The sequence below is a fragment of the Amphritea opalescens genome (assembly GCF_003957515.1).
Classification (GTDB): domain Bacteria; phylum Pseudomonadota; class Gammaproteobacteria; order Pseudomonadales; family Balneatricaceae; genus Amphritea; species Amphritea opalescens.
The window spans coordinates 13,375-27,868 of sequence record NZ_RQXW01000002.1 but is presented as its reverse complement, the minus strand read 5'-3'; the positions used below and the strand labels follow the sequence as shown (position 1 = coordinate 27,868).

The window sequence follows — 14,494 nt, the reverse complement described above, 5'->3', positions numbered from 1 at the left end:
AAAATAGAACCCAGTGTGACAGGTAAACCTCAGATAGCCGCGGGATAGGCACAAAAAATGGCCCCGAAGGGCCATTTTTAAAAGCGACAAACCGCTCAGATTAACTGCTAAATTGTCGCAGTAACGCTTCCTGTGCACTCACCGCTTCTTCGCCCTCTTCAGGCTTGTTGAGGGTATAACTACCATCGGAGTGTAACGTCCAACTACGGCAGTTATCGGCGAGATAAAGATCCAAGTCGCTCTTCACGCGATCGGCCAACTTACCGGTCAGTGGGAAGCATGTTTCTACGCGATTAAGCATATTACGCTCCATCCAATCGGCGCTGGCACACAGCACATCAGGCTTACCTTTGTTGCCAAAATAAAAGACCCGAGTATGTTCTAAGAAACGTCCAATAATTGAACGTACCGAGATATTCTCGGAAATACCCTTAATACCCGGTCTCAGACGGCACATTCCCCGCACGATCAACTCAATTTTGACCCCGCGCTGAGACGCTTGATAAAGCGCCCGAATCAATTGAGGCTCGGTTAAGCCGTTAATTTTAATGATGATATGGCCGTTTTTACCATGTTTGGCTTCCCGGTCGATCATCTCCAACATCTTAGCATGCAGCGTAAAGGGTGCATTATGCAGCTTCTTCAGCCGCAAAATCTTACCCATACCGGTCAGTTGGTGGAAGATTTTATGCACATCTTCGCCGACATCCGCATCGCTGGTCATATAGCTATAATCGGTATACAACCGCGCAGTACCGGAATGGTAATTACCGGTACCTAAGTGGGCATAACGCACCAACTGATTGTCTTCTCGACGCACCACCAGCATCATCTTGGCATGGGTTTTAAAATCAACCACACCATAAACTACCAGCGCACCCGCTTCTTGTAATCGGCCTGCCAGTTGCAGATTCGATTCCTCATCGAAACGCGCCCGCAATTCGATCACCACGGTGACCTCTTTACCACTGCGCGCGGCATCCACCAGCGCATCAACAATATCCGAGTTAACCCCCGTACGATAAAGGGTCTGCTTAATCGCTAACACTTTTGGGTCTTTCGCGGCCTGCCGCAGTAGATCAACCACCGGCGAGAAAGACTGGAACGGATGGTGCAACAGCTGATCTTTGTGGCGCAACACGTCGAAAATATTTTTCTGTTTATAGCGCCCAGACATGCCAGGGGTAAAAGGCTTCCAGCAAAGATCTTTGCAATCAACCAAGTCACGCAACGCCATCATACGGGTCAGGTTGACCGGACCATCGACCCGATAGGTATGTGCTTCATCCAGATTAAATTCACGCAGCAGAAAGCGAATCAACACTTCCGGCGTCCGTTGGTCCACTTCCAACCGGACAGCCGCGCCATACTTACGGGAGTGTAGCTCACCCAGCAGCGTGCGAGCCAAATCCTCAACCTCTTCTGAATCGAACGTCAGATCGGCATTTCGGGTAATACGGAACTGATAACAGCCCTCCACCGTCATCCCCGGAAATAGCTCATCGGCATATTCGTGAATCACCGATGACAGGAAGATCAGATTATCGCCGCCATCACAGAGTTCATCCGGAAGACGAATCAAACGGGGCAATGAGCGAGGCGCAGGAATAATGGCCAAGCCACTTTCGCGACCAAAGGCATCCTTACCATCCAGCTCAACAATAAAGTTAAGGCTTTTATTCACTAAACGGGGGAAGGGATGTGATGGGTCCAAGCCGATCGGACTGACCACCGGCTGCACTTTCTCTTCAAAAAAGACCCTGATCCACTCTTTCTGCTCATCGGTCCAGTCGCGTCGACGTTTAAAGTGGATATTCTCTTTTTCTAGCTGCGGAAAGATCGTCTCGTTAAGAATCTTGTACTGTCGCTCAACTTGCGCACTACAGATCTCGCCGATCCGGTTCATCACCACCTGAGGGTGCATCGCATCGGGCCCGACCGATTCACGGCCATACTTCAGCTGCGCCATCAATTCAGCAACACGGATCTCGAAAAACTCATCCAAGTTGCTGGAAAAGATCAACAGAAACATCAACCGTTCCATCAGCGGATGGGTCTCATCCAAAGCCTGTTCCAGCACCCGAATATTAAACTGTAGATGACTCAACTCTCGGTTGATATAGAGCTCGGGGGCTTTCAAATCCAACGGCGGTTCTTCAACCGGCTCAGTCACCGCAATCGCTTCGCGACTTTCAACCAATGCGATAGAAGCTTCATTAGCATCCGTTATTAGCTCAGCGAGTTGCGCCTGCTCAGTGTCTGATAAAGCACCCTGCTCAGCGACCTGCTCCGTTCCCTGTTCTTCAATCTGCTCGCTCATTACTGCCCCCTTAGCTGTTATCTATTATTCCGTCACAGCTGAATATCACTCATTCAGTATCTGTGCGGCTCGTTTAGCAAAATAGGTCAGAATCCCGTCACAACCGGCCCGCTTAATACAGGTCAGCGATTCCATCATCACACTGCGTTCATCCAGCCAGCCATTCTGAAAAGCCGCCATATGCATCGCGTACTCTCCGCTGACCTGATAGACGAAGGTAGGCACTTTAAACTCATCTTTTACCCGGCGTACCATGTCCAGATAGGGCATTCCAGGCTTCACCATCACCATATCAGCGCCTTCAGCCAGATCCAATGCCACCTCATGCAGCGCTTCATCGCTGTTAGCCGGATCCATCTGGTAGTTAAACTTATTACTCTTACCCAGATTAGCAGATGAACCCACGGCATCGCGGAAAGGCCCATAGTAAGCACTCGCATACTTAGCAGAGTAGGCCATAATACGGGTATTTACCTTCGAGCTCATTTCCAGCTCTTCACGAATACTACCGATACGGCCATCCATCATATCGCTCGGTGCGACAATATCCGCACCCGCTTCTGCATGAGACAGCGCCTGACGTACTAGCGTATCCACCGTCCGGTCATTTAAAACATAGCCGTTCGTATCAATAATGCCATCTTGACCGTGGGTCGTGAACGGATCCAACGCCACATCGGTAATCACACCGAGTTCAGGGCAGGCATCTTTCAACGCTTTGACCGCACGCTGCGCCAAACCATCGGGGTTATAGGCTTCTTCCGCCAGTTCAGACTTAGCACTCGCCGGCGTCACGGGGAAAAGAGCCACCGCAGGCACCCCTAAAGCGACCAGTTCGCGGGCTTCTTGAACCAGCAGATCGATACTCATCCGCTCGATTCCCGGCATCGACGGAATCGTTTCGCGCTGGTTAGTCCCCTCGATAACAAACACAGGGTAGATAAGATCATTAGGCGTCAAAACATTTTCACGCATTAGGCGGCGGGAAAAATCATCAGCCCGCATACGACGCATACGGGTCTCAGGGAAAAAACGCTGACTATTAGTAAATGACACAGAAAACTCCTTTTAGAAGCAGGTATTGGACCGGAAAACAATGACATTATTATGACAGAAGCCACTGAGTGACGACTATAGATAAAGCATTATACTTAGTGATCTAGATTACAAATGGCGCAGATACTTAATGACGGGGCGATACTACCGAGCTTAAAATCTCAGACACTGTTAACCCAGACGTAATAACCGGAACCCATTAGCTAAGCTATTTAATAAAACCGGGTTCCAATCTTCACACTTAATAGGGAGTACCGATAATGAAAAAAGTTGCAGTAGTATTATCCGGCTGTGGTGTCTACGACGGTTCTGAGATCTATGAATCTGTTCTAACACTCTTAGCGATAGAACAGGGCGGCGCCCGTTATCAGTGTATGGCTCCCAATATTGAGCAGATGCATGTTATTGATCACCGCAACGGCGAGGTGATGGCCGACCAGCAGCGCAATGTCCTCACCGAAGCGGCCCGCCTTGCCCGTGGAGAGATTATTGACCTCGCCACCGCCAACCCCGCCGACTATGATGCCTTGATTATTCCCGGTGGCTTTGGGGCGGCGAAAAACCTAAGTGATTTTGCGGTTGCAGGCGCCGCCGCAAAAGTTAACCCCGATCTACTGGCCTTCACTCAGGCAATCCACGCCAGCGGCAAACCGGTTGGCCTTATCTGTATTGCTCCGGCAATGACACCCCTACTTTTCGGAGAAGGCGCGACCTGCACCATCGGCAATGATCAGGAAACCGCCGCGGCGATCGAAGCGATGGGCGGTCAACATCAGGACTGCGATTGCAGTGATATCGTCTTTGATGAGAAATTCAATCTTGTGACGACACCCGCCTATATGCTGGCCGGTAGCATCAGTGAAGCGGCTAGCGGTATCAACAAGTTAGTCAATAAGGTGCTGCAACTTTGCTAACAGTGAAGATGCACGGCACCCCAATCAACGCATCACAGTAATCGTTTAATGTTACTTATCTGATTACTCGCTACGCCGGTTTTATCGGCGTAGCACAACCTCCTGTCACAACCCCTCGCCTGTAAAAGTTATACACAACTCTAGATTCTTTCGCATTTAGTCCTTCTCATAGGCTGCCACTAATGGCCTGTGGATAACTGCAATTGTAGCTTTTTTGACCTATATCAGTTCCAACGAACAGTTTCCCAAAAGAACTATCCTGATGCCTGTGGATACATTTATATTGTGCAATCTGATCCGTGATCAAAACCGGAAGCAACAGGATGAAATACTTAACTGCCATGTATATCTCATTAAGCGAATCGCTGGGCATCTATACTCCGGATCAACTCTACGAGCTATTTACCAACAAACAGCACAGCATGCCGATCTCCCGTCACCGGGCAGCCATCATGCAAAGTCGAGTATTCTTCTTCTGCGCTATTTTTGCGGTACTGGTGCCGACCTGGTCGCTGATCGATCTTTTGTTTCTACCTTCTCCTCTTTGGGCTGAACTGTTAGTCATCCGCATTCTGTCAGCCATCGCTTTTATTTTTTTGGCTTGGCAGGCCCGCAAAGAGCCCGATCTAAATCGCGCCCGCTGGCTACTCGCAGGCATGCTATCGATAACGCCGCTGTTTTACTTGGTCTCTGACCACTGGTTGCAAGCCTATGAACTGAGCGGCACCGAACAGGTCATTGCCGAACTCTACGCCCTATTGCCCTTTGTTATGATTGCCGGTCTAACCCTGTTTCCGTTGACCTTAAAAGAGCTACTCTTCTTCGCCACTCCGATGTTGGCGGTGGTGGTTCTGTCATCTCTGCCACAGGTCAAAAGTGATATCCCTCAGGCGGTTTCAACCATCTGGTTGTTCTCTCTGATTCTTGGTGTCGCCATCTTTGCCTCCCTCAATCAGCTGCGTTACATGCTTTCACAGGTCAACCGCGCCAGTTACGACGTCCTAACCGGCTTACTGACACGCCGCGCCGGTATCGAAATGCTGGATCTGCAATTCCGTTTATCCCTTATGAGCGACTCACCCCTATCGATTCTTTATCTCGATCTAGACCATTTTAAAACCGTCAATGATATCTATGGGCATGATGCCGGCGATGTGGTGCTAAGAACCGCCGCACAACAACTCAACGACGTGGTTCGTAAAGGCGATAGTGTGATCCGCTGGGGTGGCGAGGAGTTTATTGTGATACTGCCTACCGCAGCCCCTAATGAGGCCGATGATGTGATTAACCGTATTATGCACGCCGGACTCGGTTTACGTCCTGACGGCGCCCCTGTGACAGCCAGCATCGGTGTCGCAGAGGTTCAGGCCGATGCCGTTAATGATTGGAAAACCATGATCGAACTGGCGGATCACCGGATGTATACCGCTAAGATTCAAGGCCGAGCCCGTAGTCTTGGGGTCAATCAAGCCGAGCTACTCTGGCCTGTTGCCGCAACCTCGAATAAGCTCGCCGAAAAGTCAGTCGCTCAGCATGAAGTAGCAGAAGAGTCTTAACATCCCACTCAAGACCGCTACTTAATCGGCCGGGAAAGGGATCTGTTCTTGTACCACCTCGCGACACAGGTTACGCAGCCAGACGCTGCCCGAATCCTGATCAACCGCTTTCGGCCATACGAGGTAATAATCGGTATCTTTTGACTCGAAAGGCAGTGGCTTAATCATTAAGCCGAACCGTTCGGCATAGCGGGATGCCAGTAAACCGCTGGAACTAAACAACAACTGCGTTCGCCCTACAGCTTCTAGCGCCGCCATAAAATAGGGGGTGCGCAACGCAAAATGCTTTTCTCGCGCCAACTTACCCAAGGGGTCATTACCCGGCAACTTGGCCCGCCCGCCTAAGTTAACCAACACATGGGAGTAAGCCAGATAATCCGCTATGGATACCTCCTGCTTTGCCGCCAAGGGGTGATTCTTGGCCATAATCAGGACATATTTCTCTCGCCCCAGTAACAGCCGCTCAAAATGATGGGGCACCCGGATAAAGCTACTACAGAGGGTCACATCACAGACCTGATCAGCTTCGTCCAACAAACTGCTTTCCGTCACCGTCGTGGTATCCAGAGAGGCATTCGGTGCCTCCCGATAGAAACGCTCAGCAATGCTCGGCACATACACCTGAGCTTGGTAATGGGTTGTTTGCAAACGGAAGGTACGATCACTCAATTGAGGATCAAAGGGCGGTGACGACATTAAGCTGGCGATCTGTTCTAACATCTGCCTTACTGGACTTTCCAGCGCCAGCGCCTTAGAGGTTGGAATCATCCCTCGGGCTGTACGCACAAACAAGGGATCATCAAAGGCTTCACGCAAACGCAGTAATACTCGGCTCATCGCCGATTGGCTAATAAACAGACGATCTGCGGCCCGTCCGACATTGCGCTCCTCAAGCAGATAGAGCAGCCCCGTGAGGCTCTTGATATCTAGCTGTTGAAACTGCCCTGGCAATACCAAGTTATTCACAGCTCCTCCTCACTCGGTCTACGACCATGAACTCTTTCAAAACATTACCCGATTTATGCATAAAGATATGAACTATTATGCATTGGAAACAGAATAGAATAAACGCCATGCTATAGCTTCTGCTGTTGACACTTGCGAGCACTGATATGACTCTGGATCGTAGCCGTTTTCTATATGGCCTGTTTTTTTGCTGCATCACCTTGATGTTCTGGGGCATGTTACCGATTGCACTAAAGCTCTCCACCGGCTTTATCGATCCGATTACTCTCACCTGGTTACGCTTTACCTTTGCTGGGGCCGTGATGTTTCTATGGCAATTTAATAGAGGCAAGCTATCTGAGTTTCGCCACCTCTCAAAAACCCACATAGCCAGCCTATTGATTGCCGGCACCATGTTGATTGTGAACTACACCTTTATGGTCTGGGGCTTAAGCTACCTTCACCCCGGCGCCGCACAACTCAGCTTTCAATTAGCGCCGCTGTTTCTAACGCTGGGAGGCTGGTGGTTTCTTAAAGAACGGGTGTTTTGGCAGCACTGGGTCTGCTTTGCGCTGATGGCGAGCGGAATGTTGCTGTTTTTTCATCCAGCGATTGAAAGTAGCACCGGACTCACCGGTATCGGTTTTTTAATCATTCAGGTTTCGGCACTCGGTTGGACCGCATACGCCCTAATTCAAAAATCCCTATTTAAGGTGCTATCGCCTTCTAATATTCTACTGAGCATCTACCTCTATGCACTGATCATCATGCTGCCCTTTGCCCACCCCAGCAGCTTATTAGAACTGAATAGCCAAGATTACTGGGTGGCGCTGTTTTGCTGTGTTAACACCCTTGTCGCCTACGGTGCATTCGCTCAAGCAATGCGCTACTGGCAAACGGTACAGGTGAGCGCCTGCGTAGCCATGACACCGGTGGTGACCTTTATTCTGTCTGAGGTTTGTGTCGCCTATGGGCTTTTCAGTGAGGTGATATTTTCGGCCGAGGCCGATCAGTTGAGCTTGCTAGGCATGGCTTTGGTTATCGCGGCGGCGATCACCGTTCAACTGCTTAGCCCGATGCTGACAAGGCGCCATCAATCAACGCTGGAACAAGCTTCCGTCCTAAAAGCCCCTTTAACTAACGACTAAAATAAAAAATCCGCTACCAGAAACGGATAGCGGATTCATAAGGCCAGCCGAAAATACGGCTCAAATGTAAAAGATAACGCCTTAAAGGCGAACTTCTATGCCCCGTTCTTTCATATACTGCTTCGCTTCGGGGATGCTATATTCATTAAAGTGGAAGATAGACGCCGCCAACACCGCATCCGCCTTACCTTCAATACAGCCCGCCACTAAATGATCCAAATTACCCACGCCGCCAGAGGCAATCACCGGCACATTCACCGCATCACTGATCGCCCGAGTCACGCCGAGGTCATAACCGTTTTTCACCCCGTCCTGATCCATTGAGGTCAGCAAAATTTCACCGGCCCCTAACTGCACCATTTTTTTCGCCCACTCAACCGCATCTAATCCGGTTGGTTTACGGCCGCCATGGGTGAAAATCTCCCAACGATCGGCTTCACCCGGCTGAGAGACTTTCTTGGCATCAATCGCCACCACGATGCACTGGGAGCCAAACTTATCGGCCGCTTCGCGCACAAAGTCAGGATTAAACACTGCGGCACTGTTGATCGACACCTTATCTGCACCAGCATTCAGCATGGTGCGAATATCATCCACCGTACGAATACCACCGCCGACGGTCAGGGGAATAAACACCTGAGAGGCCATCCGTTCCACCGTGTGTACCATGGTATCCCGCCCCTCATGGGTGGCGGTAATATCAAGAAAGGTGATCTCATCGGCACCCTCTTCGTCGTAGCGTTTGGCCACTTCAACCGGGTCACCGGCGTCGCGGATATCGACAAACTGAACCCCTTTTACAACGCGACCGTTCTCTACATCGAGACAGGGAATAATACGTTTTGCCAGTGCCATGATTTTTACCTATAAGAACTCATATACGACTATTAAACAGATTAGCGTTTGCCATCCCAGTTAAGGAAATTCTTCAGCAACTGTAGCCCCACCGTATGACTCTTCTCGGGGTGGAACTGCGTGGCGAACACATTGTCTCGCGCGATAGCCACATCGATATCCACACCGTAATGACAGTTAGCCGCCACCAATGGTTTATCCACCGCATCAACATAATAGCTGTGGACAAAATAGAACCGACTGCCGTCATCAATCCCATGCCAAAGCGGATGATCGAAGCGCTGATGCACCTCATTCCAACCCATATGTGGCACTTTTAGACGCTCACCGTCGGTCTCTTTCAGGTCATCGCCAAAATACCGTACGGTGCCATCAAAATGGCCCAAACAATCGACCCCACCGTTCTCTTCGGATCGCTGCATCAAGGCTTGATAGCCGACGCAGATGCCCAAAAAAGGCTTGCCCGAATTGATAGCTTCGGCAACCTCTTTATCAACCCCTAGGCGACGAATCTCGGCCATACAATCACGAATTGCACCAACACCCGGCAGCAAGACCCGATCCGCATTACGCACCTGTTCTGGATCGGCAGTAACCAACACCTCAACATCGGGCATGACATGTTCCAGCGCCTTGGCAACGGAATGCAGGTTACCCATACCGTAATCGATGACTGCAACACTACTCATTTATAGCGATCCTTTCGTCGATGGCATTTGATCCGCAGCCCGCTGATCAATCGTCAGCGCACCTCGCACCGCCCGACCGAAAGCTTTGAAGATCGTTTCCGCCTGATGGTGAGCGTTAAAGCCTTTCAGGTTATCGATATGCAGGGTGACACCTGCATGATTAACAAACCCTTGGAAAAACTCCCAGAACAGCTGGGTATCCAAACGACCAATACTGGCACGGGTAAACTCAACATTCATGTCCAACCCTGGGCGACCGGAAAAATCGATCACCACCCGGGACAGCGCTTCATCTAATGGACAATAAGCATGGCCATAGCGCAGGATACCTTTTTTATCCCCCACCGCCTGAGCAAACGCCTGACCGAGGGTAATACCAATATCTTCAACGGTATGGTGATCATCGATGTGGTTATCACCTTTAGCGACAATATCCAGATCAATCAGGCCGTGACGAGCGATCTGATCTAGCATGTGCTCAAGAAAGGGGACGCCGGTGTCAGCATTCAGCTTACCGCTGCCATCAAGATTCACCGAAATAGTGATCTGAGTTTCCAGGGTATTACGGGTGACGGTGGCTTTCCGTTCAACCATGATCTTCTCCGCGATGGGTTAACAGAATAGTTTAATAAAAATATTCATAAAAATAAGACGGCCATTATACAACCAATAGCACGCTAATGCGTAGCACTGGCGGCGATTAACCCATGCAAAAAGCGAACTCAACTAACTGATTTCATTTGCGGTTAATCTAGGGTCTGTAAAATCGTTCTGCTACTATGCTGTTAATGATCCATTTTGCAAAATATGTATAACAACAAAGAGACGTTATTCGTCATGCTGTTGTACCGATATATCTGTTCACAGATTCGTGATCCAAGGAGATGACATGAAAACGCTGTTAAAGATTTTTGGTGGCCTAATTGCACTACTACTCATCGTAGTAGTTGCAGGCGGGGTCCTGCTGGGGATGTTCTTTGATCCCAATGAATACAAACCTGAAATCCAGAAGCTAGCCCTCGAAAAGGGCGGCGTTCAGTTGCAGATTGATGGCGATCTTGGCTGGTCCGTCTTTCCTTGGCTCGGTATTGAAATCAATCAGATAAAGGTCAACTACCCTGGCCAGCCTCAATTGGCTGAACTGAATCAGGCACAGGTATCGGTTGAACTGCCGGCACTGATCTCTGGCAACGTGAAGATGAGCAGCATCCTGCTAGACGGCCTGACCTTAAATCTGGAAAAAAACAAAGAGGGCCAGACTAACTGGGCGCTTACCACAACAGAAGCTGCTGACAACGCAGCAGTAGAAACAACAACGGCTGCCGAAACCAGCGGTGGTGCGGCGATTGCGTTAGATATCGAGAGTATCTCGATCACCAACGGTAATATCCGTTATAGCGACGCATCAACCGGCAGCAAGGTGCTGCTGAATAACTTCACCATGACCTCTGGCAAAGTCACCACCGGTGCATACTTCCCTGCACAGCTGAGCTTTCAAGCAGAGCAATATCAGGCAGACCAAAAACAACTCACCGTTGATGCGGCACTCACCGCAGAATTCTTCCTCGATCTCGCTAACCAGCAATACAACATCAAAGGCTTAGAAAGTACCCTTGGCCTGAGTGGCGTACCTTTTAACGGAAAATCCGTCAAGGTAACACTTAACAGCGATATTGAAAGCAACCTAGCAAGCGAGACCGCCAGCCTAAAAGGCATGAGTCTGAAGGCAGCTAATCTCACGGCCAGCGGTGATGTCAAAGTCGTTAGCTTCAGCAAGCCGGTCATTAGCGGCAATCTAAATGTTGCTCAGTTCAGCCTACAAGAATTACTAGCGGCACTGGGACAGCCCGCTATTGAAACCACTGATCCAGACGTACTCAAAGCGATTAGTTTCAATGCTCAACTAGGCGGTGCCGCTAACACCCTAGGGCTGAATAAAATGAGCCTGAAACTGGATGACACCAGTTTCAATGGCAGCTTCGCGATGAACTTGGCTACCGGTTCTATCGCCTTCAACCTAACGGGTGATGAATTGAATGCCGATCGCTACCTGCCGCCCGCATCAGAACAGCCGGCACAAGCATCATCAGGCAGTGCGACCAAATCCACCGGCTACTCCAAAGAACCGGTCGTTCCGGTCGAGCTACTTAGAGGGCTGAATATGGATGTTGATTTGGGCCTGAAAAAACTGCTCATCAGCAACCTGACTCTAACCAACTTACAACTGGCGACCAGCGCCCACGGTGGTTTAGTCAACATCAAAAAACTCAATGCCGATATGTACAGCGGCACACTGCGTAACTCCGTCATTATCGATGCTCGAAAATCACCCACCAAACTGACGGTTGATAAGAACATCAGCAGCATCCAAATCGGCGACCTGCTAATGGATCTAGCCGAGGTTGACCGTCTGACCGGTACCTTTAACACCCAGAGCAAGATTACCGCGCAGGGCGAGTCGGTGTATGCCATCGTTAACAGTCTCAACGGCTATGCCAAAGTCACCATGCCGGATGGTGCCGTCAAAGGTATCGATATGGCTCAGACACTTTGCCAAGGGTTTAACAATATCACCTCACTCGGTATTGATGCCGATCAGGTAGACCGTTCCACTCCCTTCGCCGATCTCAGCAGCAACTTCACCTTCACCAACGGTGTGGTCAGCAATCAGGACCTGACTGCTAAACTCGACGCCATCACCCTGAGCGGTAAAGGTAGCGTCAGCCTGCCGGCTCAGACTATGGATTACCGTCTTGGGTTAACTATTGAAGACGACCTGTTTAAGAAATCCTGTTCAGTGAATAACAACCTCGAAGGAGTCGAGTGGCCCGTCAACTGTAAAGGCAGCTTCGATACACCACCGGCGCAACTGTGTCGCCCCGATGCCAGCGTGCTAACAGACCTGCTGAAGCAAAAAGCGAAGAAGGAACTCGAAAGCAAGCTGATGGAAAAACTCGGCGGCGATGAAGGTGATAGCAAAGTCGAAGGCGCTAAAAAGTTACTGAAAGGACTTTTTGGAAGCTAATGACCACCGATCAGTTTTCAACCGCCGTGCTCGATTGGTTTGATCAGCACGGCCGTCACGACCTGCCTTGGCAGGCCAACAAGACCGCCTATTTCACCTGGCTCTCTGAGATCATGTTGCAACAGACTCAGGTCAGCACGGTGATCCCCTATTTTGAGCGTTTTCGTGAGCAGTTTCCCACGGTGGAAGATCTTGCGGCAGCAGAGCAAGATGAAGTACTGCACCTCTGGACTGGCCTTGGCTACTATGCTCGCGCCCGTAACCTGCATAAAACCGCTAAGATCGTCAGTCATGACTTTGGCGGTCAATTTCCTGACAGCGTCGACGCACTGGAGCAGCTACCCGGTATTGGCCGCTCCACCGCCGGGGCGATTCTATCGATCTCTACCGGTAAGCGCGCCGCTATTCTCGATGGCAATGTGAAACGGGTCCTAGCGCGTTACTACGCCATTGAGGGCTGGCCAGGCACCACCGAGAACATGAAGCAGTTATGGCAGTTTGCCGAACAAAACACGCCCCACCAGCGAGTCGCCGATTACACCCAAGCGATGATGGATATGGGCGCGACCCTCTGCACCCGCAGCAAACCGGCTTGCCTACTCTGCCCTTTAACCAGCGGCTGTCAGGCGCGGCAGCAGGGCAGCGAGAATGAGTTACCGGCCTCGAAACCGAAAAAGGCCATTCCCGTTAAACAAACGCTGATGCTGCTGATTGAAAATGACACCGGCCAAATACTCTTACGTCAACGGCCTCCTACCGGCATCTGGGGCGGCCTCTGGAGCCTTCCAGAAACATCTGACCTACGTGATGCCGAACATGAAACCGGCTTGCCAGTCGATGCTGACAGCGCCACAGCACTGACACCCATAAGGCACACCTTCAGCCATTTCCATCTCGATATCACACCGGTGCACATAGAGCTGCGCGATAATGACCTTACAAACAGTGTCATGGAACAGCCCGCCACTCTCTGGTATAACTTACGCCAGCCACAGAAGATCGGTCTGGCCGCCCCAGTCAAAAAGCTATTGGGCAAACTAAAAACGAGCTAAACACCGGTCTCAGAGTAAACGATCAGACTAACCTTGGAGAACACCATGACCCGCACCGTAATGTGCCGCAAATACAAAGAGGAACTGGAAGGACTCGATAAACCCCCTTATCCGGGAGCCAAGGGCCAGTTAATCTTCGATACCGTATCGAAAAAAGCGTGGACCGAGTGGACCAACCACCAGACCATGCTGATCAACGAAAAACACCTCAGCTTAATGGACCCATCGACCCGTGAATTCCTGCAACAAGAGATGCAGAAATTTATGGACGGCGATGACTACGAAAAAGCCGAAGGCTACGTTCCACCGTCGAAATAAGTACAAAAAACAACCAATCAAACAAAAAAGTGCAAAAATAAACAGTTTTATGCTGCAGGATGATTGACAGCGCAGCCTGAAATCAGTTTAATACGCACCTCTTGTTTGCCCGGATAGCTCAGTCGGTAGAGCAGAGGATTGAAAATCCTCGTGTCCTTGGTTCGATTCCGAGTCCGGGCACCATTAATTTGGTTGAAAAAGCCTCACTTCATAGTGGGGCTTTTTTGCGTCTGGACTACTGTAACTCGGAACACGAACCCGGTTCGATGATTCGTCGCTGCGCTCCTCTCCCTTCGGGCCATCGCCAAAGAGCGGCTATGTTGTAATAACCTTCGGCATGACTCCGAGTCCGGGCACCATTCAAGAATAAGTCAACCTCGTTAATCTCGTTAAGAGAAGCGGGGCTTTTTTATGCCTGAAGAATACGAACCTAGCTCGCTGATGCAGCGTCCGCGATAAATAAGAATACCCCTCTACAAAAGAGACCGAAAAAAGCGCTAGTCTTTGCCGCTTTCAAGTGCCATCTGATACCCCATATCGCTGCTGGAAGCAGATCCCACGGCACTGCAGAATGAAGACAGACTCTTAGAATAGATAAAACAAAACTATCCAATAA

Annotated in this window: 12 protein-coding genes and 1 tRNA gene; 7 read left to right on the top strand and 6 right to left on the bottom strand. The window is 50.2% G+C overall.

Annotation, left to right across the window (positions count from 1 at the left end):
- Window positions 1–100: 100 nt before the first annotated feature.
- Together ppk1 and hemB are read right to left on the bottom strand one after the other, a co-directional pair.
- On the bottom strand, window positions 101–2,320 hold the full coding sequence (gene ppk1 / locus EH243_RS02300; RefSeq protein WP_126157031.1) for a polyphosphate kinase 1: 2,220 nt from the start codon (window positions 2,318–2,320) through the stop codon (window positions 101–103).
- Between the two features lie 45 nt (window positions 2,321–2,365).
- Entirely contained in the window at window positions 2,366–3,376 is a 1,011-nt protein-coding gene (gene hemB, locus EH243_RS02295) for a porphobilinogen synthase (RefSeq protein ID WP_126157030.1), read from the bottom strand.
- 260 nt (window positions 3,377–3,636) lie between these two features.
- Between hemB and elbB the strand changes: the two genes are divergently transcribed.
- Together elbB and EH243_RS02285 are read left to right on the top strand one after the other, a co-directional pair.
- On the top strand, window positions 3,637–4,290 hold the full coding sequence (gene elbB, locus EH243_RS02290) for an isoprenoid biosynthesis glyoxalase ElbB (protein ID WP_206441480.1): 654 nt from the start codon (window positions 3,637–3,639) through the stop codon (window positions 4,288–4,290).
- A gap of 323 nt (window positions 4,291–4,613) precedes the next feature.
- The gene (locus EH243_RS02285; protein WP_126157028.1) at window positions 4,614–5,846 is read left to right on the top strand and encodes a GGDEF domain-containing protein; all 1,233 of its coding nucleotides are present in this window, start codon (window positions 4,614–4,616) and stop codon (window positions 5,844–5,846) included.
- Window positions 5,847–5,867: 21 nt separating this feature from the next.
- Here EH243_RS02285 and EH243_RS02280 read toward each other — a convergent pair whose 3' ends face one another.
- On the bottom strand, window positions 5,868–6,812 hold the full coding sequence (locus EH243_RS02280) for a LysR family transcriptional regulator (RefSeq protein ID WP_241234973.1): 945 nt from the start codon (window positions 6,810–6,812) through the stop codon (window positions 5,868–5,870).
- Window positions 6,813–6,958: 146 nt separating this feature from the next.
- Between EH243_RS02280 and EH243_RS02275 the strand changes: the two genes are divergently transcribed.
- Window positions 6,959–7,939: a DMT family transporter gene (locus EH243_RS02275; protein ID WP_126157027.1), complete on the top strand. Its 981-nt coding sequence runs from the start codon at window positions 6,959–6,961 to the stop codon at window positions 7,937–7,939.
- 81 nt (window positions 7,940–8,020) lie between these two features.
- Here EH243_RS02275 and hisF read toward each other — a convergent pair whose 3' ends face one another.
- From hisF to hisB, 3 genes are read right to left on the bottom strand one after another with little or no spacing between them, the layout of a single operon-like run.
- Window positions 8,021–8,794: an imidazole glycerol phosphate synthase subunit HisF gene (gene hisF / locus EH243_RS02270; protein WP_126157026.1), complete on the bottom strand. Its 774-nt coding sequence runs from the start codon at window positions 8,792–8,794 to the stop codon at window positions 8,021–8,023.
- Between the two features lie 41 nt (window positions 8,795–8,835).
- Window positions 8,836–9,483, bottom strand: coding sequence for an imidazole glycerol phosphate synthase subunit HisH (gene hisH / locus EH243_RS02265; RefSeq protein ID WP_126157025.1), 648 nt, complete (start codon window positions 9,481–9,483; stop codon window positions 8,836–8,838).
- The gene (gene hisB / locus EH243_RS02260) at window positions 9,484–10,077 is read right to left on the bottom strand and encodes an imidazoleglycerol-phosphate dehydratase HisB (RefSeq protein ID WP_126157024.1); all 594 of its coding nucleotides are present in this window, start codon (window positions 10,075–10,077) and stop codon (window positions 9,484–9,486) included. It lies immediately after the preceding gene.
- A gap of 295 nt (window positions 10,078–10,372) precedes the next feature.
- Between hisB and EH243_RS02255 the strand changes: the two genes are divergently transcribed.
- The 4 genes from EH243_RS02255 to EH243_RS02240 all read left to right on the top strand — a co-directional run bounded on the left by EH243_RS02255 (window position 10,373) and on the right by EH243_RS02240 (window position 14,061).
- Entirely contained in the window at window positions 10,373–12,508 is a 2,136-nt protein-coding gene (locus EH243_RS02255; protein WP_126157023.1) for an AsmA family protein, read from the top strand.
- Window positions 12,508–13,560, top strand: a complete 1,053-nt coding sequence (gene mutY / locus EH243_RS02250) for an A/G-specific adenine glycosylase (protein WP_126157022.1) — start codon at window positions 12,508–12,510, stop codon at window positions 13,558–13,560. The genes EH243_RS02255 and mutY overlap by 1 nt, the downstream gene beginning before the upstream one ends.
- Window positions 13,561–13,605: 45 nt before the next feature.
- A complete protein-coding gene (locus tag EH243_RS02245; RefSeq protein ID WP_126157021.1) occupies window positions 13,606–13,878 on the top strand; it encodes an oxidative damage protection protein in 273 nt (90 codons plus the stop codon).
- A 107-nt stretch (window positions 13,879–13,985) separates the two neighbouring features.
- Window positions 13,986–14,061 (top strand) — tRNA-Phe (locus EH243_RS02240).
- Window positions 14,062–14,494: the final 433 nt, after the last annotated feature.